This window comes from Haliovirga abyssi, from assembly GCF_030295325.1.
GTDB lineage: Bacteria > Fusobacteriota > Fusobacteriia > Fusobacteriales > Haliovirgaceae > Haliovirga > Haliovirga abyssi.
This window is the reverse complement of the sequence record NZ_AP027059.1, coordinates 2150759-2173883: the sequence shown is the minus strand read 5'-3', so window position 1 is coordinate 2173883 and position 23125 is coordinate 2150759. Positions and strand designations below refer to the sequence as shown.

Below are 23125 nucleotides of genomic sequence, written 5' to 3'. Positions count from 1 at the left end.
TTAAGCGTTTTTATAACAAAATATGAAAAACTTATTTTTTAAATATTCTTTAAGCGTTTTTATAACAAAATATAAAAAAATTATTTTCCAAACGTTTCTGCGGTTAATAGTTAAACATTCAGTAGCAAATATAGTTCAAAAAATGCTGGAACAGTTCAAAATATTAAATTATATTAAAAATAGCCGTTAAAATTAAGCTTTTTTTTATTATTTAATAATTTAATCATTGGTTAAAAAATAATCGTAAGTGAAAAGATGGGTAAAAAAAGTTGCATTGTGTATAAAAAAATATACATTAAGTTTAAAAATGATTTCTGAAGGTTAGTATTCATTGAAAATAAAAATAATTTTTTTTGAAACAAAATTGCTATAGTTAATTGTTGCTAAGCACTTAAAAAGGTTGTAATGTTCTTTAAAAGAAAATAACAATCAAAATCAAAACAAAATTATAAGGAGGAAGAAAGATGAAGAGAGTATCAATTTTGATTACTGCATTTTTAGTTTTCACAATGGGGATTTATGCAGACTGGAATCAAGCTTATTTAAAGGGGAGCGCTAACTCGTGGCAAGGCACACAAATGACGTATCAAGGGAATCATAAATGGGAATTGGAAGTAACTTTTGCAAATGGAGATAGTGGTGGCGGACCAAGATTTAAGATAGATCGTTATGGAGATTGGGCGGAATCGTATCCAGCTCAAGATTATACAGTAGATGCAAATAAAACTTATACAATTGTATTTTATGATGATACAAAAGCAATAACAGCGACTCCGAAAGGTAATCCTGTAGATGCTTGGTACATAAGAGGAAGTTTTAATGGTTGGGCAGCAGATGCACTTACTTATAATAGTACAACAGGAAAATGGGAGACATCAATAACAACGGGAGCTGGAGATGATGGAGGCGGACCAAGATTTAAAATAGATCATTATGGAGATTGGACAGAAAATTATCCAACAGCAGATTATACTTTGAATGCTAACAGTGATTATTTAGTAGCATTTGATGCAGGTACAAAAGCGATAACAGCAACAGAACAAGTTGGACCTAGCTGGTATTTTAAAGGTGCGGCAAATAATTTTGAGAAAGATATTTTAACTAATGGAGAAATAACTGTTACTTTTGGGGCTGATGTAGCATTTAGCATAGTGAATGATGATGAAAGCGAAACTTATGCATCTTCTGTCCCAGCAGGAGATAAAAAATATAAAATAACATTTAACGAAACAACAAAAGCGATAACAGCTACAGAGCAAACAACTCCAGAGGATGGATGGTTTATAAGAGGAAGCTTTAATGGTTGGGCAGCAGATGCACTTACTTATAATAGTACAACAGGAAAATGGGAGACATCAATAACAACAGGAGCTGGAGATGATGGAGGCGGACCAAGATTTAAAATAGATCATTATGGAGACTGGACAGAAAATTATCCAACAGCAGATTACAGTTTGAATGCTAACACTAATTATTTAGTAGCATTTGATGCAGGGACAAAAACAATAACAGCAGCAGAACAAGTTGGACCTAGCTGGTATTTTAAAGGTGCAGCAAACAATTTTGGAAAAGATATTTTAACTAATGGAGAAATAACTGTTACTTTTGGAGCTGATGTAGCATTTAGCATAGTGAATGATGATGAAAGCGAAACTTATGCATCTTCTGTCCCAGCAGGGGATAAAGAATATAAAATAATATTTAATGAAACTACAAAAGAAATAACAGCAACAGAAATTGTACCTCCAGTTGTAGATATGAGAGGAAGAACAATTTATTTCTTAATGACTGATAGATTTAGCGATGGAGATCCATCTAACAATAATGGAAATAATCCAGCGCAATATTCAGCAGATAAGAGCAATTGGAGAAAATATTTTGGTGGAGATATACAAGGGCTTATAAATAAACTTGATTATTTAAAAAATATGGGAATAACAGCAGTTTGGGTAACTCCATTAGTGGATAATACAGATGGAGTAGACGAAACTTATGACCAAGTTGGATATCATGGATATTGGGCGAAAGATTTTTATGAAGTTGATGAACATTTAGGAGATTGGGCTTTAGTTAAAGAATTAGATAAACAAATGGAAAAAAGAGGGATGAAATTAGTTTTAGATTTTGCTTTAAATCACTCTAATCCTGCATATACTGATGAATATGGAGCGTTATATAAGGATGGAGTTAAATTAACAGATCATCCAAATGATGGACCGACAAGATATTTTGATATGGGTGGAAAACAATGGGCTTATGGAAATTATTATCATCATAATGGCGGTATAGATGCAGCGGCAGGAGATTGGGATATTTATCCTAATTATATAGTAAAAGATATGTATGGATTAGCAGATTTCTGTCATAAAAGTCAATTAACAAAAAATTATTTAATTGGAGCGGCAGAAAAATGGATGGATGCAGGAGTTGATGCGTTTAGACTAGATGCAGTAAAACATATTGATGGAGACTTTATAAAAGAATTTACTACTACTTTGAATGATTATGCAATAAATACATTACATAGAACTCAAGGTGTATATTTCTTTGGAGAATGGTATGATGCTGGAGCAGGAAATTCAGCTTCTATAAATTTTGCAAACAGTTCTGGATCTGCAGTGTTGGATTTCCAAATGAAATACAAAATAGAAGGAGCTATAGCAGATGATTCAACAATGAAAGATTTAAGTAATTATGTAAAACAAAGAGCAAATGAATTTAATTCACCAGATTGGCAACCAACATTTATGGACAATCATGATGCTAGAAGAACAGCAACATATTTGAAATATGTAAAAGGTTGGAATGATGAAAATTATATGAAACAAAGAATAGATTTAGGGATAGAACTTTTGGAAGTGCTACCAGGAATACCTGTTGTTTATTATGGAACGGAGCAATATACATCTAATGGAAATCAAGAAGTTGTATTTGGGCAAGTTAAAACAGGAGAAGATCCTTGGAATAGAGAAATGATGCCTTCATTTGATACAACTACACCGTTATATGGTGAACTTGGGAAATTATCAAATTTAAGAGCAAATAGCAGTGCTGTACAAAAAGGTGCGTATAATGAAAAATGGGTAAATGATGATGTACTTGTATTTGAAAGAGTTGATGGAAATGATGTAGTAACAGTTGCGGTGAATAGAGGAGCTCATACTACATTATCTGTTAGCGGTTTAGCTAAATCTAATGGAACTTATCAAAGTATTTTAGGAAGTGATAGTGTAAGCGTTTCAAATGGTTCAGCTACATTTGATCTTAGCACTAATGAAATGGTAGTTTTGCACTAAAATAAAAAAAGTTTTATATTTGACAGGCGACTTTTATAATCTGTACCCTTTGTCAAGTACATTTTAAAAAAAAGTAGTTAAGCTGATTTATTTTCTAAAAGATGATTTCTATATTTTATAGGAGTCATCTTTTTTAATCCCCACTGACATCTATAATTATTATAATAATCCATATAATCATCAATCTCATTAATTAATTCTTCAAATGTATTACATTCTTTAATATTTGCTTCATCTTTAAAGTGGCCAAAAAATGATTCTTGAGGAGCATTGTCCCAGCAATTACCTCTTCTTGACATTGACTGATCTAAGCCACTATTTTTAACTAATTTTTGAAATGTTGGGCTTGTATAATGGACTCCTTGATCAGAATGTATTAATGCATCCTTATGAATTTTAAAGCTTTTGTTTTCCATAAGAGTTCTTATTGTTTCTGTTGCAATTTCTAACTTAATATTTTTAGATAATACATATGCAGGTATTTCTCCTGTTGAACTATCCTTAATAGTTGATAAATACGCACGTTGACCATTACCATATGATAGGTATGTTATATCTGTTAATAATATTTTCCCTGGTATTTCTTGTTTAAATTCCCTATTCAATTTATTTGGAATAGTTGTATGCTCTTTTGTAGCCTTTGCTATTCTCTTATAAGGATTTGCCTTTCTAATCGTACATACAATACTATATTTTTTCATAATTCTTCTGATTTTTTTCAGATTAAAAATTGTAGCAAATTCATTTTCTAAAGTCATTTTTATCTGTCTAGCTCCCTTTTGCCTACCTTTGAATTCATATGCTTTTATGATTAAATCTCTTGCTTTTTCATCTTCTAATTCTTGATTGCTTTTATTTGTTTTGGAAGTTTCAGACAAATAGTTATAATAACTTGTTCTAGAAATTTCTGCAACTTCACATAAATATTTTATAATATTTTTTACACCACTTGTTTCTATTACATCTTTGATTATAACAAACTTTTCTGATGGCGATAATTCAATTAATTTACCGTTCACCTCTCTTTCTCGCACGTCTAGCTTTTTTAGCAAATCAATCTCCGCTTGAAGATAATCATTTTTTACTTGAAGCCTTTCATATTTCTCTTCTAAAGATAGCTCTCTTTCTAAAGGTCGTCCAGAGTTCTCTTTTCTTCTATCATCTAACCCTAATACTCCTTGCTCTTTATAGGCACGTCTCCATCTTGCTGCTGCTGATCGAATCCTTTTCATCCCTAATACTTGTACGTCAAATCCATATTTTTCAAATATTGCTCTAGGTAAAATTTTATCTTGACTTTCTGCAATAAAAATTCTTCTGAATTCTGATGTATATGTGATTGCCTTAGAACTTATAGTTTTGACATATTTATTTTTTGATAAAATTTCAATCTCTTTTTTTGTGAATATTTTGTTGCTCATGAAATCCTCCAATCTATTAAATTAACATTATAGATATTATATAAAAATACCATATCTGATGCAACTTTTTTTTAAATGTCCATCTTATAGGGTACAGTATATTAAGTCGTCTGTTTTTATTTTAAATTTTATTGTGTATAATGTCACAATAACCTATACATAAAATTTGATAAATATGATATAATAAAAATAAAATAAATTAAGAGAGGTGATAAAAATAATAAAATCAAATTTTGAATTAAAAATAGCAGGTATAAAAGAGTTTATTAGAATATTAATTCCAGAAGCTAAAGACGATAATATAGAGATAAATTTAATAAAAGAAAATAAAGAAATTATATTAGAATTAAAAAAAGAAGATAAAAAAATCAAATTTTCAGAAAGCAATATAGATGGATTTGAAGAACAGAAAAAAATTATGGCAAAATCAGGATTATTAAAACTATATGACAAAAAATATAAATGGGGATCACTAACTGGAGTAAGATTAACAAAATTAGTCAGAAAATTTATGGATAAAAGGTTTTCAATAGATAAAATCAAATATTTATTAGAAAAAATATATTTAGTATCAGAGGATAAGATAGATCTGTTATTAGAAATAGTTGAGACTGAACTAAAATATTTAAATAGAAAAGCTATAACTGTTTATATAGGGATACCATATTGTCCCACAAAATGTACATATTGTTCATTTGCTTCGTATGAAAAAAAAGGAAAAATGGGAGAGCGTTATGGAGATTTTTTGGAAAAACTATTGGAAGAAATAAAAATAATTGGTGAATTAACAAAAGAATTAGAAGTGGGAATAGAATCGATATATATAGGTGGAGGAACTCCGGCTATATTATCTGAATATGAAATGGAATCTCTTTTGAAAAAAGTCAGAGAAAATTTCGATATTTCTAATTTGAAGGAATTTACTTTTGAAGCAGGAAGAAGTGATGTTTTAAATGAAAAAAAACTGGAAATATTAAAAAAATATGGAGTTGATAGAATTAGCCTTAATCCTCAAACGTTTAATGAGGATACTTTAATGAAAGTGAATAGAGTGTTTAATAGAGAAAAATTTGATAAAATGTATGAAATATCTAAAAAGATAGGGCTTATAATAAATATGGATTTTATTATCGGACTTCCAGGAGAAACAACAGAAGATATTTTGGAAACAATAAAAAATATAAAAAAATATGATATGGAAAATTTAACAATTCATATGTTAGCATTAAAAAAAGCATCTAAATTATATAAAAAAGGGCATGAAATTGAAGAATTGAATGGAGAAAAATTAGAAAAAGCATTAAAAGAGGTTTTAAATGAAAAAAAATTAGCTCCTTATTATATGTATAGACAAAAAAATAGTGCTGATTGGGGAGAGAATATAGGTTATTCAGTAAAAGGGAAAGAATCTGTGTTTAATATCCAAGTAATAGAAGAAAATCAAACTACAATAGGGATAGGTGGAGGAGCAATAACAAAATTTGTAAATGGAGAAGATATAACTAGATTAATAAATCCGAAAGATCCAATAATATACATTAAAGAATTTGATGAGAGATTAAAAAATAAAGTACAAAAAATAAAGAAAGAGCTACACTAAGCTCTTTCTTAGGAACGATTTAAAAACAACCTTATCATTTTATTATAAAATACGCAACGATTAAAGCGTTTTTATAACAAAATACAAGAAACTTATTTTTTAAACGTTCTTTAAATCATCCGAAACGGGATGTTTTTATAGAAGAATAGAGCTGGTAAAAGCCCTATTCTTCTAAATATCATGGATTTGAATGTTAAAAATACTATTTCTGTAATTTTTAACATTCTTTAAGATACATCGGGGAGATATATCTTTGGATATTATATTTATCGATATAAGATAAAAAAACTTTAGGAAATAAAAAAATAAAATTTGGAGGGAAAAATGGCAAAAAATTGGTATCCTATAATTAGTGGAAAATGTACAAAATGTATGGCGTGTGTGGTAGTTTGTCCTTTAGGACTTTTAGTGAATGAAAATAATCAAATAAATTTAATTAATTCTGAAAAATGTCCTGTAGGATGTACAAAATGTAGTGATATTTGTACTGAAAAAGTTATAAATTATTTTGATGGAACTGATGAAAGCATAATGAAAGCTTTTTCTGGCTCTAGTTGCAGTTGCGGCACTCACTAAATTGTTTACTTTTTTTATAAAAAATAGTTCAAAATAATAAAAAAATATGTTATAATTTTATTGTTGAAATCGTATGTATATTTGAATTGTAATTCCTGCGAATATTATTTGGCGATTCAAAATATATAGATGGAAATAAAATAAAAAAAGGCAAGGTGGTAAAAATGAGTAGTGTATCAAATGAAAAAGAGCTTGGGAGAAATGAAATATTATCTTTTATGAAAGAAGAAAATGAAGAAAAATTAAAAGAATTATATAAAAAAGCATATAAAATAAAATTAGATAATGTAGGAGATAAAGTTTATTATAGAGGGATTATAGAGTTTAGTAATATTTGTCAAAAAAATTGTAATTACTGCGGGATAAGAAAAAGTAATAGCGATGTCCACAGATTTACTATGAGTGAAGAAGAGATTTTGGAAAGTGCTAAATGGTCATATGAAAACAGTTATGGCTCTCTTGTTTTGCAATCGGGTGAAAGACAAGATGAAGAATATATTGAATTTGTAACTGGTTTGATAGAAAAAATTAAGAAATTAAGTAATGGAGAGCTAGGAATTACTTTATCTTTAGGAGAACAAACATTTGAAACGTATGAAAAATGGTATAATGCAGGGGCACATCGTTATTTATTGAGGATAGAAACATCTAATAAAGAGCTGTATAATAAATTACATCCTGCAGATCATAAATTTGAAACTAGAATAAACTGTTTGAAAGATTTAAAAAAAATAGGGTATCAAGTAGGTACAGGAGTAATGATAGGTCTTCCAGAACAAACAGAAGAAGATTTAGTGGATGACATACTGTTTTTTAAAGATATGGACATAGATATGATAGGAATGGGCCCATATATTGTTAGTGAAAAAACGCCAATAGGAGAAATAGCTCAAAATTCAAAAGAGATAAAGAAAAAGAGATTTGAATTAGGATTAAAAATGATAGCTTTAACAAGAATTTATTTGAAAGATATAAATATAGCGGCTACAACAGCACTACAAGCTTTAAATCCCGTTGGAAGAGAAGCTGGATTAAAAGCAGGAGCAAATATTATAATGCCAGTGATAACGCATAAAAATTATAGAAAAGATTATCAACTTTATGATAACAAACCTTGTATTGATGATAACGCTGTTGAATGTAAAGCTTGTTTGGAAAACAGAATAAAAGGAGTAGGAGATAAAATAGGATACGGAGAATGGGGAGACTCGCTGCATTATAAAAATAAGAAAAAAATGTAAATAAAAATATAAAAAACTGCCATGAATTTATAGTTCGTGGCAGTTATTATATTAGGTAAAAATATATTTTTAAGTTATTTGACAATAATATTTAAATATAGTAAAATATAGATGCTTTTTTAGGACAATTTGTGATCCTAAAATTTAGAATGGGAGGAACAATTATGAAAATTGAAAATTTAAAAAACTTAACAAAAGAAGAGTTATATGAATTAGCAAGGGAATATCAAGTAAAAGGTAGAACTGAAATGACAAAAGAGGAACTTTTTAGTGCTCTATCTTCTATTATTTTAGATGAAGGTAAAACACAAATAGAAGCTGAAATTTTAGATTTAGGAACACCAATGGTAGGTGGAGGATCATCAGACAAAGTATTGCCATCTAGTTTGGATGTTTCTTTAGCAAATAGAACAACAGGTGAAAATATACAAACAAAAAAAGAAGAGGGACTAAGATCAGTATTTTTTGATGGAGATCCGTTGCCAGAAGGGTATGGAGATAATAAAATAGTATTAATGCCAAAAAATCCTCAATGGGCATATGCGTATTGGGAAATAAGTCAAGAAGTTTTTGACAAAACAAAACAACAATATGGAGAAGAGAATATAAAGGCATCAAAACCTACAATTAGAATGTATGATGTGACTTTAAAAGAATTTGATGGAACAAATGCAAATAATTATTTTGATGTAGAGTTGCCAGATGGTGTAAGAGAATGGTTTATAGGAGGATTAAATCCAAAAGCTACCTATATTGCAGATATAGGATTAAAAACTTCTAATAATGAATTTATAACATTATCAAGATCGAATAGTGTAGGAACTCCAAGTAATCAAATATCTAATGTTGTAGATGAAGAGTGGATGATAGTAGAAGAATATTTCAAAAAAATATTAGATAAATCAGCAGCAGGAAGAATTGTAAATGGAGAATGGATAGGTGGAATGGGAGCTTCTGGAGCAGTTCTTGGTTCTTCTGAGCAAATGGTTGCCCTTTTATTAAAAAAATTATTTTTAGAAAAAGGAGTAAGAAGAGAGAAATTGATTGCTCATTTAGAAAATGCAATGGGATCAATAACAGCAGGAAGTATTAGCGCAGGAAGTTTATCAGTGGGAAGTTTATCGGCTGGAAGCTTAAGTATTTCACAAGGAGAAGCAACAAAAGGAAATATTGAAAAAGATAATGGAAAAAATAAAGATTTTTGGCTAAAAGTTGGTACAGAACTAATCTTATATGGAGCAACAGAACCAGATGCTAAATTAACGGTTATGGGAAGAGAAGTGAAATTAAATTCAGACGGGACATTTAGTTGTAGATATGCTTTGCCGATTGGGCATTATGAATTACCTGTAGTTGCAGTATCTGCAGATGGAGATGAAGTTAGAAGAGCTACACCTGTGGTTGATAGAACTAAGAAAAAAGTAGATAACGAAGTATAATAGTTAAAAGATAATGATAAAATGAAAAAATTAAGAAAGTTTGCTGAAAAGTAGGCTTTCTTTTTAATTTGCTAGGAAAATATAAATTAATTCAGAAAACAAGCTGCGCTGTTTTTGAAATATCTGATTTTTCAAAGCAAAATTTTTTAGGAGCTGAAAATTTAGAAAAATATTTATATTTTACTAGATAAAGCGTAGCTTATTTTTTTATTACAATAGAGGAAAAATTGAAAAAGATTGAGAAAAAAATTACTTTACATAGATATTAAAATGTGTTAAAATTGAATTGCTCAGAACATGAAAGAATGCTTAAGGAATAATTTCTCAAATTTAATTATAAAAATATTTAAGATGTTTAATATTCTATTATTAAATTGATTAATTGTTTTTAAGTTATTTCTAAATAGAAAAATAGCAATAACATAAGTCTTCGTAATTTCTAAGAAGACTAAAAAAATAGGAGGTCGATAGAAAGATGGTAACTATTATTGATGAGGTTTATGCTAGAGAAATATTGGATTCAAGAGGAAATCCAACTATAGAAGTTGATGTTTATTTATCAGGTGGAGCAATGGGAAGAACAGCTGTTCCAAGTGGAGCTTCTACAGGTGTACATGAAGCAGTAGAATTAAGAGATGGAGATAAAGCAAGATATTTAGGAAAAGGTGTATTAAAAGCAGTAGAAAATGTAAATGAAATAATAGCAAGAGAAGTAATTGGTATGGATGCATTAGACCAAGTTGCTATTGATAAATTAATGATTGAATTAGATGGTACTCCAAATAAAGGGAAATTAGGAGCAAACGCTATATTAGGTGTATCTTTAGCAGTTGCAAGAGCAGCAGCAGCAGCATTAGGAATGCCTTTATATAGATATATAGGTGGAACAAATGCAAAAGAATTACCAGTTCCTATGATGAATATATTAAATGGTGGATCTCATGCAGATTCAGCAGTTGATGTTCAAGAATTTATGGTAATGCCAGTAGGAGCAAAATCATTCAGAGAAGGATTAAGAATGGTAGCTGAAATTTTCCATGCATTAGGAAAAATTTTAAAAGCAAACGGAGATGTTACAGCTGTAGGTAATGAAGGTGGATATGCACCAGCTAAATTAAATGGAGCAGGAGAAGCTATAGAAATTATATTAGAAGCTGTAAAAGCTGCTGGTTATGAAGCAGGAAAAGATATTAAATTGGCTCTTGATACTGCTGCATCAGAACTTTATACAGAAGATGGAAAATATAACTTTGCAAGAGAAGGAGTAATAAGAACTACAGATGAATTAATAGATTATTATGCAGAATTAGTAGAAAAATATCCAATAATTTCAATAGAAGATGGATTAGCTGAAGATGATTGGGATGGTTGGGTTAAAATGACTAAGAAATTAGGAGATAAAATCCAAATAGTTGGAGATGATCTATATGTTACAAATACAGAAAGATTATCAAAAGGAATTGAATTAGGAGCTACAAACTCAATTCTTATAAAACTTAACCAAATTGGTACATTAACAGAAACTTTAAATGCTATTGAAATGGCAAAAAGATCAGGACAAACTGCAGTTGTATCTCATAGATCAGGAGAAACTGCTGATTCTACAATAGCTGATTTAGTTGTAGCTACAAATGCTGGACAAATTAAATCAGGTTCTGCTTCAAGAACTGATAGAATGGCTAAATATAATCAATTGTTAAGAATAGAAGAAGAATTAGCAGAAAATGCAGAATACAATGGAGAAGGAGTATTCTATAACATTAAATAATCAATATTAATAAACGAATATAAGGTGTTATGCGAAAGGGGCGTTATTTATAACGCTCCTTTTGTAATTTAAATGTTCTCTAAAGATTTTTAAACTTTTAAAATATTCTTACATTAGACTATTGTCTTAATCAACTAATTCTGATATAATGCAAAATATAAATTAGGTGCTGTAAAAAGCATAACAAGGAATCTAGCGAAAATCTAGAGCAGCCCCCGCTACTGTGACGTGGACGAACTTTTAAATACCACTGGATAAATATAATATCTGGGAAGGTGAAAGGGAGAATGATGCGAAGTCAGGAGACTTACCTAATTTATAAAAAGTAATTCTATTTTAAGAACTAAAAAACATAAAAATAGGATTTGCTTTTTAGATTTCTTAAAACTTCGGAGGGAAGGTGGTATATTATGAGGTGTGAAAAGTTTTTGTTTTCCCTCTGTTTTATTATTTTTATAAGTGTAATGAAAAGTAAAAAAATAATAAAAACGGAGGAGAAATAATGGTTAAAATTTCGACAATAGGATTTCCTAGAATAGGAGAAAAAAGAGAACTAAAAAAATTGGTAGAGAGCTATTTGAAAAATGAAATTAGTCAAAATGAGTTAGAATTAAAAGCAAAAAAATTAAAAGAAAGACATTGGAAAATTCAAAAAAACAATGGAATAGAATTTATATCATCAAATGATTTTTCATATTATGATACTATGTTAGATACGATGATATTGATTAATGCGATACCTACACAATATAAAGAGCTAGGATTGAATGAATTAGACACATATTTTGCTATGGCTAAAGGATATCAAAGTGGAAACAAAGATGTAAAAGCGTTAGCTATGAAAAAGTGGTTTAATACAAATTATCATTATTTGGTTCCTGAATTGAAAAAAGATATGGAAATTAAGTTAAATGGAAATAAGATCTTTTATGAATATTTAGAGGCTAAAAAGATAGGAGTGGATACAAAACCGGTTCTGATTGGCCCATTAACGTTTTTGAAGTTATCTAAAATTAGTTCAGAGGAAAGTTATGATGAGTATGTACAGATGTTAACATCTGCTTATATTGAAGTTATAGATAAATTAAATGAATTAGGAGTTGAGTATCTACAAATAGAAGAACCTATATTAGTTACAGATTTAACAGAAGAAGATATTAAGAATTTTAAACTTATTTATAATGAAATTTTGAAAGATGAGTCAAAACTTAAAATAATATTGCAAACCTATTTTGGAGATGTAAGAGATATATATAGAGAGTTGTTGGATTTAAATTTTTATGGAATTGGATTAGATTTTGTAGAGGGAGAAAAAAATTTAGAATTAATTGATAAATATGGATTTTCAGAAAATAAAACTTTGTTTGTTGGTTTAGTAAATGGAAAAAATATTTGGAAGAATGATTATAAAAAAAGCATAGATATATTGAATAAGATAAAAAAATATACTTTGGTAATTAACACATCGTGTTCTTTATTGCATGTGCCATATACGTTAAAAAGTGAAACTAAGTTAGCTAAAAAGTATAAAAGATATTTAGCTTTTGCAGAAGAAAAATTAAAAGAATTAGAAGAGTTAAAAGAACTGTTTTGTGACGAAAATTATAAAGAGAATTCAAAATTTATCCAAAATCAAGGAATAATAAAAGATAAGAAAGAATTGGCTGAATTTCAATTTGAAGATGTTAGAAATGAGGTTAAAGTTCTAAAAGAAGAAGATTTTAATAGAAAAGAAAAATTTGAAGAGAGGATTATAAAACAAAAAGAGGTGTTGAATTTACCGAAATTACCAACTACAACAATAGGTTCTTTTCCTCAAACTGTTGAAATTAGAAAAATTAGAAGAAAATATAAAAATGGTGATATAAATTCCAAAGAATATGAAATGTATATAAAAGAAAAAATCAAAAATGTAATACAAATACAAGAAGAAATTGATTTAGATGTATTGGTTCATGGAGAATTTGAGAGAACTGATATGGTTGAGTATTTTGGAGAATATTTAGAAGGTTTTTTAATAACGGAAAATGGATGGGTTCAGTCGTATGGAACAAGAGGGGTAAAACCACCAATAATTTTTGGGGATATAAAAAGGAAAAAAGCGTTTACAGTAGATTGGATAAGCTATGCTCAAAGTTTAACTAAAAAACCTTTGAAAGGAATGCTTACTGGTCCTATAACAATATTAAATTGGTCGTTTCCAAGAGAGGATTTACCATTAGAAGAGATAGCGTATCAAATAGGATTAGCTATCCAAGAAGAGGTTTTAGACTTAGAAAGAGCAGGCATAAAAATCATTCAAATAGATGAAGCTGCACTAAGAGAAAAATTACCAATTAGAAAGAAGGATTGGAAAGAAAAATATTTAGATTGGGCTATAAAAGCTTTCAAAGTTACTAATTTTAAAGTTGATTTAAAAACGCAAATTCATACGCATATGTGTTATAGTGAATTTGAAGATATAATATCTGAAATAAAATCTATGGATGCAGATGTAATTACTATAGAAGCTGCAAAATCTGATTTATCAATGTTAGATGTGTTGGCAGAAAATAATTATGATAAAGAGATAGGGCCTGGCGTATATGACATTCATTCTCCAAGAGTACCTGGGATAGATGAATTTAAGATTGTTATAAAAAAGATTATAGAAAAGAATGATCTTAACAAATTGTGGATAAATCCAGATTGTGGACTAAAAACTAGAGCAGAATCAGAAGCTATAAAAAGTCTAAAAAATATGGTTGCATCTGTAAAAGAAATTAGAAAAGAGATTTGATTTTAGGTCTTCTATACATTAGTGTATAGAAGACTTTTGTATAAAAAAATAAAAAAGTATTAATGTTTATAATGTTTTTATTATTTTTATTTTTTAAGTGTAAAAGTAGTGTTTGGGATAAAAAAGTAAAAAAAGCATATTTATTTTAATAAAAAATAAAATATATTTATTGAAGAAATCAAATATATCGAAAAAATAAAGTTGAATAATCCGTTGATTTTAAAAGGTTTCAAAGGATGTTATGTAAAAATATAAAAAAATGCAAAAAAAGTATTTGACAAAATGAGATAAGTGTGGTAATATTAATCTCGTCCTCGAGAGAGGGCAAAGGACATTGAAAACTTAATAGAGAGAAGTAAAGCAAACCAAGAAAAAGACAAAAAGGTGTAAAAAAATATAGATTGAAGAGTTTGATCCTGGCTCAGGATGAACGCTGGCGGAATGCTTAACACATGCAAGTCTACCACAAAGGCTCTTCGGAGCTGAGTAAGGTGGCGGACGGGTGAGTAACGCGTGAATAACCTGCCCATTAGAGGGGGATAACTTCTGGAAACGGGAGCTAAAACCGCATAATCTTATTGATAGGCATCTATTGATAAGTAAATGCTATATGCGCTAATGGAGGGGTTCGCGTCCTATTAGCTAGTTGGTGAGGTAATGGCTCACCAAGGCGACGATAGGTAGCCGGCCTGAGAGGGTGAACGGCCACAAGGGAACTGAGACACGGTCCTTACTCCTACGGGAGGCAGCAGTGGGGAATATTGGACAATGGGCGAGAGCCTGATCCAGCAATTCCGCGTGAATGATGAAGGCCTTCGGGTTGTAAAGTTCTTTCAGCAGGGAAGAAGCAAGTGACGGTACCTGCAGAAGAAGCCACGGCTAATTACGTGCCAGCAGCCGCGGTAAGACGTAAGTGGCAAGCGTTATCCGGAATCACTGGGCGTAAAGGGCATCTAGGCGGCCTATAAAGTCAGAGGTGAAAATTCATGGCTCAACCATGTCCTTGCCTTTGAAACTAATAAGCTAGAGTACGGGAGAGGAGGGCGGAACTACAAGTGTAGCGGTGGAATGCGTAGATATTTGTAGGAATGCCGATGACGAAGGTAGCTCTCTGGACCGATACTGACGCTGAAGTGCGAAAGCTAGGGGAGCAAACAGGATTAGATACCCTGGTAGTCCTAGCTGTAAACGATGGATACTGGGTGTGGGGGGTCGAACCTCTGTGCCGAAGCTAACGCGATAAGTATCCCGCCTGGGGAGTACGTTCGCAAGAATGAAACTCAAAGGAATTGACGGGGACCCGCACAAGTGGTGGAGCATGTGGTTTAATTCGACGCAACGCGAGGAACCTTACCAGGTCTTGACATCGTGAGAATTCTGTAGAGATATGGAAGTGCCTCTTTGAGGAACTCATAGACAGGTGGTGCATGGCTGTCGTCAGCTCGTGCCGTGAGGTGTTGGGTTAAGTCCCGCAACGAGCGCAACCCCTATTGTTAGTTACCATCATTAAGTTGGGGACTCTAGCAAGACAGCCTACGACGAGTAGGAGGAAGGTGGGGATGACGTCAAGTCATCATGCCCCTTATGACCTGGGCTACACACGTGCTACAATGGGATGTACAGAGGGCAGCGAAAGGGCGACCTGAAGCGAAACTCAGAAAGCATTTCGTAGTTCGGATTGCAGTCTGCAACTCGACTGCATGAAGTTGGAATCACTAGTAATCGCGAATCAGCAATGTCGCGGTGAATACGTTCTCGGGTCTTGTACACACCGCCCGTCACACCACGAGAGTTTGTTGCACCTGAAGTAGCTGGCCTAACCCGTAAGGGAGGGAGGTTCCTAAGGTGTGGTGAGCGATTGGGGTGAAGTCGTAACAAGGTAGCCGTACCGGAAGGTGTGGCTGGATCACCTCCTTTCTAAGGAGTATAATAGCTTCTCTCTATTAAGCAAGTCTTTTAGAAATAAAAGGACATTGGGAATTGTATAGTAGTAATAATAAGCAGAAGAAAAGAAGAAAAATAAGGTTAAGATATTAAGGGCACACGGTGGATGCCTAGGTAATAAGAGCCGAAGAAGGACGTGGTAAGCTGCGAAAAGGTAGGAGGAGCTGCAAACGAGCGTTGATCCCTATATATCCGAATGGGCAAACCTATACATTTGAAGGATGTATACGAAAGAGGTAAGTGGGTGAACTGAAACATCTAAGTAACCCGAGGAAAAGAAAGTAAAAACGATTTCCTAAGTAGCGGCGAGCGAACGGGAAAGAGCCTAAACCAATATAGTGTTAAAGGATGCAGCCGTTGCTGTATTGGGGTAGCGGGACCGAATCCGAGAGAACTGCAAGGTATCTATTTATGGATGTGTATAAAGTCGAATAGTTTGGGAAAGCTAACCGAAGATGGTGAGAGTCCAGTAGATGAACTGTATGCATAAGTAAAGAATCGGCACCCAAGTAGCACCGAACACGAGAAATTTGGTGTGAATCAGCGTGGACCAGATCACGTAAGGCTAAATACTCTTATTAACCGATAGTGAATAGTACCGTGAGGGAAAGGTGAAAAGGACCCTTGTTAAGGGAGTGAAATAGAACCTGAAACCGTGTGCTTACAAGCGGTCGGAGCATTTTTAGGAATGTGACGGCGTGCCTTTTGGAGAATGATCCTGCGAGTTACCGTTAGTGGCGAGGTTAAGGAAACGGAGCCGAAGGGAAACCGAGTCTGAATAGGGCGACGAGTCGCTAGCGGTAGACGCGAAACTTGGTGATCTATGCCTGTCCAGGTTGAAGCTGTGGTAAGACACAGTGGAGGACCGAACCCACCGTCGTTGAAAAGCCGGGGGATGAGGTAGGTATAGGGGTGAAAAGCCAATCGAACCAAGAGATAGCTCGTTCTCTCCGAAATGCATTTAGGTGCAGCCTTAATTAGTAATCTGCGGAGGTAGAGCACTGATTGTCGTAGGGGGCGTATAGCTTACTGAACACATTCAAACTCCGAATGCCGTAGATGATAGATTAGGAGTGAGACTATGGGTAATAAGATTCATAGTCGAGAGGGAAACAGCCCAGACCACCAGCTAAGGTCCCAAAGTAATATCTAAGTGGGAAAGGATGTGTCGATTCAGAAACAACCAGGAGGTTGGCTCAGAAGCAGCCATTCCTTTAAAGAGTGCGTAATAGCTCACTGGTCGAGAGTCGATGCGCCGACAATGTAACGGGGCTAAGATATTCACCGAAGCTGTGGAACATGCGTAAGTATGTTGGTAGGAGAGCGTTCTGTAGGCCGGCGAAGGAGAACTGATAAGGTTTTCTGGAGGTATCAGAAGTGAGAATGCAGGAATGAGTAGCGAGAAGGTAGGTGAGAATCCTACCCGCCGAAAGCTCAAGGTTTCCAGGGGAAGGCTCGTCCTCCCTGGGTAAGTCGGGTCCTAAGTTGAGGCTAAGAAGCGTAGGCGAAAGGAAAACAGGTTAATATTCCTGTACCGCTAATAACTGATAGTGATGGAGGGACACAGAAGGGTATAATAGCTTACTGACGGAATAGTAAGTATAAGCATGTAGGATGTCTGTATAGGAAAATCCGTATGGATAGATCTGAGGTGTGATGAGGAGTTCCATTAGGAACGAAGTATTAAATCCCATGCTGTCGAGAAAAGCTTCTAAACTAGTTGTTAGCGCCCGTACTGCAAACCGACACAGGTGAGCGGGGTGAGAAACCCAAGGCGCGCAGGCGAACCATCGTTAAGGAACTCTGCAAAATGGCCCCGTAACTTCGGGAGAAGGGGTGCCTAAAGTATGTGAAATTCTAAGCGGATGGAGCAGAAATAGGCCGCAGTGAAAAGGTCCGGGCAACTGTTTACCAAAAACACAGGTCTATGCTAAGCTGGAAGGCGACGTATATGGGCTGACACCTGCCCAGTGCCGGAAGGTTAAGAGGAGGAGTGAGAGCTCCGAATTGAAGCCCCGGTGAACGGCGGCCGTAACTATAACGGTCCTAAGGTAGCGAAATTCCTTGTCGGGTAAGTTCCGACCTGCACGAAAGGTGTAATGATCCGGACGCTGTCTTGACGGTGGGCCTGGTGAAGTTGTATTACCGGTGAAGATACCGGTTACCCGCAGCAGGACGGAAAGACCCCATGGAGCTTTACTATAGCTTGGTATTGGGTTTTGGTATTATATGTATAGGATAGTTGGGAGACATTGATTATATGACGTCAGTTGTATATGAGTCGTTGTTGGAATACCAACCATGTGATATTGAGATTCTAATCTGTCGTGTGTAACGATGGAGACAGTGCTAGGTGGGTAGTTTGACTGGGGCGGTCGCCTCCTAAAAGGTAACGGAGGCGCCCAAAGGTTCCCTCAGGCTGTATGGAAAGCAGCCAAAGAGTGTAAAGGCATAAGGGAGCTTGACTGTGAGACAGACATGTCGAGCAGGGTCGAAAGACGGGCTTAGTGATCCGGTGGTTCTGAATGGAAAGGCCATCGCTCAACGGATAAAAGCTACCCTGGGGATAACAGGCTAATTCTGCCCGAGAGTCCATATCGACGGCAGAGTTTGGCACCTCGATGTCGGCTCATCGCATCCTGGGGCTGGAGAAGGTCCCAAGGGTTGGGCTGTTCGCCCATTAAAGCGGTACGTGAGCTGGGTTCAAAACGTCGTGAGACAGTTTGGTCCCTATCCGCTGCGGGCGCAGGAATATTGAAGAGAGCTGTCCTTAGTACGAGAGGACCGGGATGGACAAACCGCTGATGTACCAGTTGTTACGCCAGTAGCATAGCTGGGTAGTTACGTTTGGACAGGATAAACGCTGAAAGCATCTAAGCGTGAAGCCCCCTTTAAGATAAGTATTCCTATAGCGTATGCTAGTAAGGCACCTTCGAGACTAGGAGGTCGATAGGTTAGGGGTGTAAGTGTAGTGATACATTTAGCTGACTAATACTAATCAGCCGAGGTCTTAACCTTTAAATAGTTTCTTTGATTAAAACTGCTTGTAATATTACTATACAATTTTGAATCTCTTTTTAAAAAAAGAATATTAAAGAATTGTTTAAAGAGTAAGGTAACTTTATTTTTAAACGTTCATAAACCAATTATTATTTAGCTTGGTGGGTATAGCTAAAGGGGTACACCCAGTTTACATTTCGAACCTGGTAGTTAAGCCTTTATGCGCCGAAAGTACTTGACTGGTAGCGGTCTGGGAGGATAGGTCCCTGCCAAGCTTTAATTTATTTTTTAGGTGTTTGTTATTAGCAGATAGCTATGAAGTAATTTAAATAGACTACCCCCCTTTTTTTTATAATATATTTTAAGGTGATTTTTTTATTACCTTAAAATATATTATTGACTTTTAAAAAAAAATATGATAAAATTTAGTTCCGATTTATATTATGGAGGTGTCATAAGTGAGAGTAAATATACAATTAGAATGTACTGAGTGTAAAAGAAGAAACTATAGTACAGAAAAAAATAAAAAGAATACAACTGGGAGACTTGAGTTGAAAAAGTATTGTAAATTTTGTAAAACAACAACAGTTCACAAAGAAACAAAATAACATATAAAATGCAGGTCCATGGCTCAATTGGTAGAGCATCGGTCTCCAAAACCGAGGGTTGGGGGTTCGATTCCCTCTGGACCTGCCATTTTTATTATATTCAAATGGGGTGATATTGAAGTGAAAAAATTTTTAACAGAGGTAAAAGGGGAATTTTCAAAAGTTTCATGGCCAACTGTAACAGAAGCTAAAAATGCGACAGCTTTAGTTATTGCTTTAGGTGTAGCTACTTCTTTATATTTAGGCGTGTTTGATGTGTTTTTTTCTAAGTTGTTAAACTTTTTTATTAGATAGAGGTGGAGGAAATAATGGCGGAGAGTCAAAATTTTGTAAAAAAATGGTATATAATTCATACTTATTCTGGTTATGAAAAAAAAGTAAAAACTGACTTAGAAAAAAGAGTAGAAAGTCTTAACTTTACAGATAAAGTGTTTAGAATAATAGTGCCAGAAGAAGAAAAAATAGAGATGGTAAGAGGGAAAAAGAAAAAAGTTGCTAGAAAATTATTTCCTGGTTATGTAATGGTTGAAATGCTTGTTAAAAAAGAAGAGACTTTAGAAGGAATAGGACATAAAGTTGATAGTGATGTTTGGTATGTAATAAGGAATACAGCTGGAGTAACTGGATTTGTTGGGATTGGAGCAGAACCGATACCTTTAGAAGATGAAGAAGCTGTACATTTATTAAGAAAAATTGGAATAATAGAAAAATCAGATAAAAACAAAGGGACTGTAATAGAGTTACCTTATAAAGTAAATGAAAAAGTAAAAATAATCGAAGGACCTTTTGAGAATAGTATTGGAGAGGTTGCAAGTATAGATTATGAACATAAAAAAGTTAAAGTTATGATAGATATTTTTGGAAGAATGACTCCAACAGAAGTTGGTTTTGAAGGTGTTGATAAGCTTTAATTAAAAGAATGATGGGAAATATCAACTGAATTTTATTTGTATCAAAAATAAAGATAAATATATTTATCTTTGTTTTTGATACAAATTTAAAAAGTTAAATTATGTATCAAAGTGGGAGAGAAATCTATAACCACAATTTTTAGGAGGTGTAAATAATTAAATGGCAAAAGAAGTTATAGGGAAAATAAAATTACAATTATCTGCAGGAAAAGCGAATCCAGCTCCACCAGTAGGACCAGCATTGGGACAACATGGTGTGAATATTATGGAATTTTGTAAAGCTTTTAATGCAAAAACACAAGATAAAGCAGGATTTATAATTCCTGTAGAAATATCTGTATATAAAGATAGAAGTTTTAGCTTTATATTAAAAACTCCACCTGCATCAGATTTATTAAAAAAAGCAGCTGGAATAAAAAAAGGTTCTGCAAATTCATTAACAGAAAAAGTGGCTAAAATATCAAGAGCTAAAGTTCAAGAAATTGCAGAAACTAAAATGCCTGACTTGAATGCAGGTACAATGGAAGCAGCTATTAGTATTATATCTGGTTCTGCAAGAAGTATGGGAATAGAAATAGAAGATTAATTAAGAAATTAGTGGTAGGATAATCCGCGTAACCACAGAAGGGAGTTAGAAATGGCAAAAGCTGGAAAAAGATTTGTAGAAGTATCGAAAAAAGTAGATAAAAGTAAACTATATAGCCCTGAAGAGGGATTGAAATTAGTATTAGATACAAAAAGTGCAAAATTTGTAGAAACTATAGAGGTTGCATTACGTTTGGGAGTAGATCCTAGACATGCAGAGCAACAAGTTAGAGGAACTGTTGTTTTACCAAATGGAACAGGAAAGACAATAAAAATACTAGCATTAACTCAAGGAGATAATGTGGACAAAGCGAAAGAAGCTGGTGCTGATTACGTTGGATCGGACGAATATGTAGAAAAGTTACAACAAGGTTGGTTGGATTTTGATTTGATAATTGCAACTCCTGATATGATGCCTAAATTAGGTAGATTGGGAAGAGTCTTAGGACCAAAAGGGCTAATGCCAAATCCAAAATCAGGAACAGTAACAACAGATATAGCTAATGCTGTTTCAGAATTTAAAAAAGGAAAATTAGCGTTTAAAGTTGATAAATTTGGTTCAATTCATGTTCCAATTGGGAAAGCTGATTTTGCAGAAGATAAAGTAGTAGAAAATTTTAAGACTTTTATGGATACAATAGTAAAAATGAAACCTGCATCTTCAAAGGGACAATATTTAAGGACTGTAGCAGTATCATTAACAATGGGACCTGGAATAAAGATAGATCCTATATTAGTAACTAAATTTGTAGAAGCTTAAATATAAAAAATATATATAAGAATGGTTTGGGAATATTCTATTTTTAAACCGTTCTATAACCAAAGACAGCAGGTGCATTGCTTAATTTCCTGCCGAGGTATTCAGGGTAGGAACTTTGATTAACCTTCGTGTCTTTGCGAAGGTTTTTTATATAGAAGTATATAAAAATAGTATTTATATTTTTTAATATGTTGGATATTATTAAACATTATATTATAAAATATAAAAATATTATTTTTTAAATATTCTATAAGGAAAAATTAGGGAGGTGAAACAGTGGCAAATCAAAAGAAAGTAGAAGCGGTAAAAGGATTATTGGAAAAAATAAAAAAAGCAAATGCTATAGTATTAGTTGACTATAAAGGTATTAAAGTTTCGGAAGATACAGAAGTTAGAAAAAACTTTAGAGAAGCTGAAGTAGAATATATAGTAGCTAAAAATAGATTGTTTAAAATAGCATTGCAAGAAGCTGGAGTAGAAGATAGTTTTGATGATGTTTTAGAAGGAACTACAGCTTTTGCGTTTAGTTATGGGGATGTGGTTGCACCTGCTAAAATTGCATATGAATTTGGTAAAGGAAAAGATATATTTAATATTAAAGCTGGGTATATAGAAGGAAAAAGAGTAGAATTAGCAGAAATAGAAGCTCTTGCTAAACTTCCATCAAGAGAAGGATTGCTTGGTCAAGTGGCAGGAAGCTTAATGTCTATTATTACAAAAGTTGCATATGCAGTAAATGCAGTTAAAGAATCAAAAGAAGGACAAGAGGAACAAGCAGAATAATAAAATAAAATAATATAGGAGGAATAAAATGGCATTCAATAAAGAACAGTTTATAGAAGATTTGAAGTCAATGACAGTATTAGAATTGGCTGAATTAGTAAAATTAATCGAGGATGAATTTGGAGTATCAGCAGCAGCACCAGTTGCAGCAGCAGGAGCAGTTGCAGGGGCAGCAGTTGAAGAAAAAACAGAATTTGATGTAATCTTAAAATCAGCAGGAGCTAAAAAAATAAACGTAATAAAAGCAGTAAGAGCAATTACAGGATTAGGATTAAAAGATGCAAAAGCATTAGTTGATGGAGCACCTGCTACATTAAAAGAAGCAGTATCTAAAGATGAATCAGAAGATATTAAAAAACAATTAGAAGAAGCTGGAGCTGAAGTAGAAGTTAAGTAAGAAAATTTAAATAAAGA

At 33.1% G+C, this 23125-nt stretch carries 15 protein-coding genes, 1 tRNA gene, 3 rRNA genes, 1 riboswitch and 1 other annotated feature; of the genes, 18 read left to right on the top strand and 1 reads right to left on the bottom strand.

All coding sequences use genetic code 11. From position 1 onward, the window contains the following. Positions 1-464: 464 nt before the first annotated feature. Entirely contained in the window at positions 465-3296 is a 2832-nt protein-coding gene (locus RDY08_RS09525; protein ID WP_307904173.1) for an alpha-amylase family glycosyl hydrolase, read from the top strand. Between the two features lie 77 nt (positions 3297-3373). On the opposite strand, the gene RDY08_RS09520 is transcribed toward RDY08_RS09525, so the two are convergent. Continuing rightward, on the bottom strand, positions 3374-4717 hold the full coding sequence (locus RDY08_RS09520; protein ID WP_307903683.1) for an IS3 family transposase: 1344 nt from the start codon (positions 4715-4717) through the stop codon (positions 3374-3376). A gap of 208 nt (positions 4718-4925) precedes the next feature. Between RDY08_RS09520 and RDY08_RS09515 the strand changes: the two genes are divergently transcribed. The 17 genes from RDY08_RS09515 to rplL all read left to right on the top strand — a co-directional run bounded on the left by RDY08_RS09515 (position 4926) and on the right by rplL (position 23108). Next, on the top strand, positions 4926-6317 hold the full coding sequence (locus tag RDY08_RS09515) for a coproporphyrinogen III oxidase (protein ID WP_307904171.1): 1392 nt from the start codon (positions 4926-4928) through the stop codon (positions 6315-6317). 324 nt (positions 6318-6641) lie between these two features. Next, a complete protein-coding gene (locus RDY08_RS09510; protein ID WP_307904170.1) occupies positions 6642-6893 on the top strand; it encodes a 4Fe-4S dicluster domain-containing protein in 252 nt (83 codons plus the stop codon). 164 nt (positions 6894-7057) lie between these two features. Next, positions 7058-8134 carry a [FeFe] hydrogenase H-cluster radical SAM maturase HydE gene (hydE, locus tag RDY08_RS09505; protein ID WP_307904169.1) on the top strand — a complete coding sequence of 359 codons (1077 nt, stop codon included), beginning with the start codon at positions 7058-7060 and terminating at the stop codon, positions 8132-8134. Positions 8135-8298: 164 nt separating this feature from the next. Then, positions 8299-9573, top strand: coding sequence for a DUF4912 domain-containing protein (locus RDY08_RS09500; protein ID WP_307904167.1), 1275 nt, complete (start codon positions 8299-8301; stop codon positions 9571-9573). Between the two features lie 475 nt (positions 9574-10048). After that, complete coding sequence (gene eno / locus RDY08_RS09495; RefSeq protein ID WP_307904166.1) at positions 10049-11341, top strand: phosphopyruvate hydratase; 1293 nt, start codon at positions 10049-10051, stop codon at positions 11339-11341. 147 nt (positions 11342-11488) lie between these two features. Continuing rightward, a riboswitch (cobalamin riboswitch) is annotated at positions 11489-11670 on the top strand. A 173-nt stretch (positions 11671-11843) separates the two neighbouring features. Continuing rightward, complete coding sequence (gene metE / locus RDY08_RS09490) at positions 11844-14120, top strand: 5-methyltetrahydropteroyltriglutamate--homocysteine S-methyltransferase (RefSeq protein WP_307904165.1); 2277 nt, start codon at positions 11844-11846, stop codon at positions 14118-14120. A gap of 398 nt (positions 14121-14518) precedes the next feature. Next, positions 14519-16037 (top strand): 16S ribosomal RNA (locus RDY08_RS09485). Between the two features lie 106 nt (positions 16038-16143). Next, positions 16144-19082: ribosomal RNA gene (locus RDY08_RS09480) — 23S ribosomal RNA — on the top strand. A 139-nt stretch (positions 19083-19221) separates the two neighbouring features. After that, a 5S ribosomal RNA gene (gene rrf / locus RDY08_RS09475) occupies positions 19222-19339 on the top strand. Together the 16S, 23S and 5S rRNA genes form the textbook arrangement of a ribosomal RNA operon. Before the next feature lie 183 nt (positions 19340-19522). Continuing rightward, on the top strand, positions 19523-19672 hold the full coding sequence (rpmG, locus tag RDY08_RS09470) for a 50S ribosomal protein L33 (protein ID WP_307904164.1): 150 nt from the start codon (positions 19523-19525) through the stop codon (positions 19670-19672). A gap of 12 nt (positions 19673-19684) precedes the next feature. Beyond that, a tRNA-Trp gene (locus RDY08_RS09465) sits at positions 19685-19760 on the top strand. A 32-nt stretch (positions 19761-19792) separates the two neighbouring features. Then, on the top strand, positions 19793-19966 hold the full coding sequence (gene secE, locus RDY08_RS09460; protein ID WP_307904163.1) for a preprotein translocase subunit SecE: 174 nt from the start codon (positions 19793-19795) through the stop codon (positions 19964-19966). Positions 19967-19980: 14 nt separating this feature from the next. After that, entirely contained in the window at positions 19981-20583 is a 603-nt protein-coding gene (gene nusG, locus RDY08_RS09455) for a transcription termination/antitermination protein NusG (RefSeq protein ID WP_307904162.1), read from the top strand. A 160-nt stretch (positions 20584-20743) separates the two neighbouring features. Further along, on the top strand, positions 20744-21169 hold the full coding sequence (gene rplK / locus RDY08_RS09450; protein WP_307904161.1) for a 50S ribosomal protein L11: 426 nt from the start codon (positions 20744-20746) through the stop codon (positions 21167-21169). 51 nt (positions 21170-21220) lie between these two features. Further along, on the top strand, positions 21221-21928 hold the full coding sequence (gene rplA / locus RDY08_RS09445; protein WP_307904159.1) for a 50S ribosomal protein L1: 708 nt from the start codon (positions 21221-21223) through the stop codon (positions 21926-21928). A 41-nt stretch (positions 21929-21969) separates the two neighbouring features. Then, positions 21970-22087 (top strand) — a sequence feature (ribosomal protein L10 leader region). Positions 22088-22204: 117 nt separating this feature from the next. After that, the gene (gene rplJ / locus RDY08_RS09440) at positions 22205-22711 is read left to right on the top strand and encodes a 50S ribosomal protein L10 (protein WP_307904158.1); all 507 of its coding nucleotides are present in this window, start codon (positions 22205-22207) and stop codon (positions 22709-22711) included. A 28-nt stretch (positions 22712-22739) separates the two neighbouring features. Further along, entirely contained in the window at positions 22740-23108 is a 369-nt protein-coding gene (gene rplL / locus RDY08_RS09435; RefSeq protein WP_307904157.1) for a 50S ribosomal protein L7/L12, read from the top strand. The last annotated feature ends 17 nt before the right edge of the window (positions 23109-23125 follow it).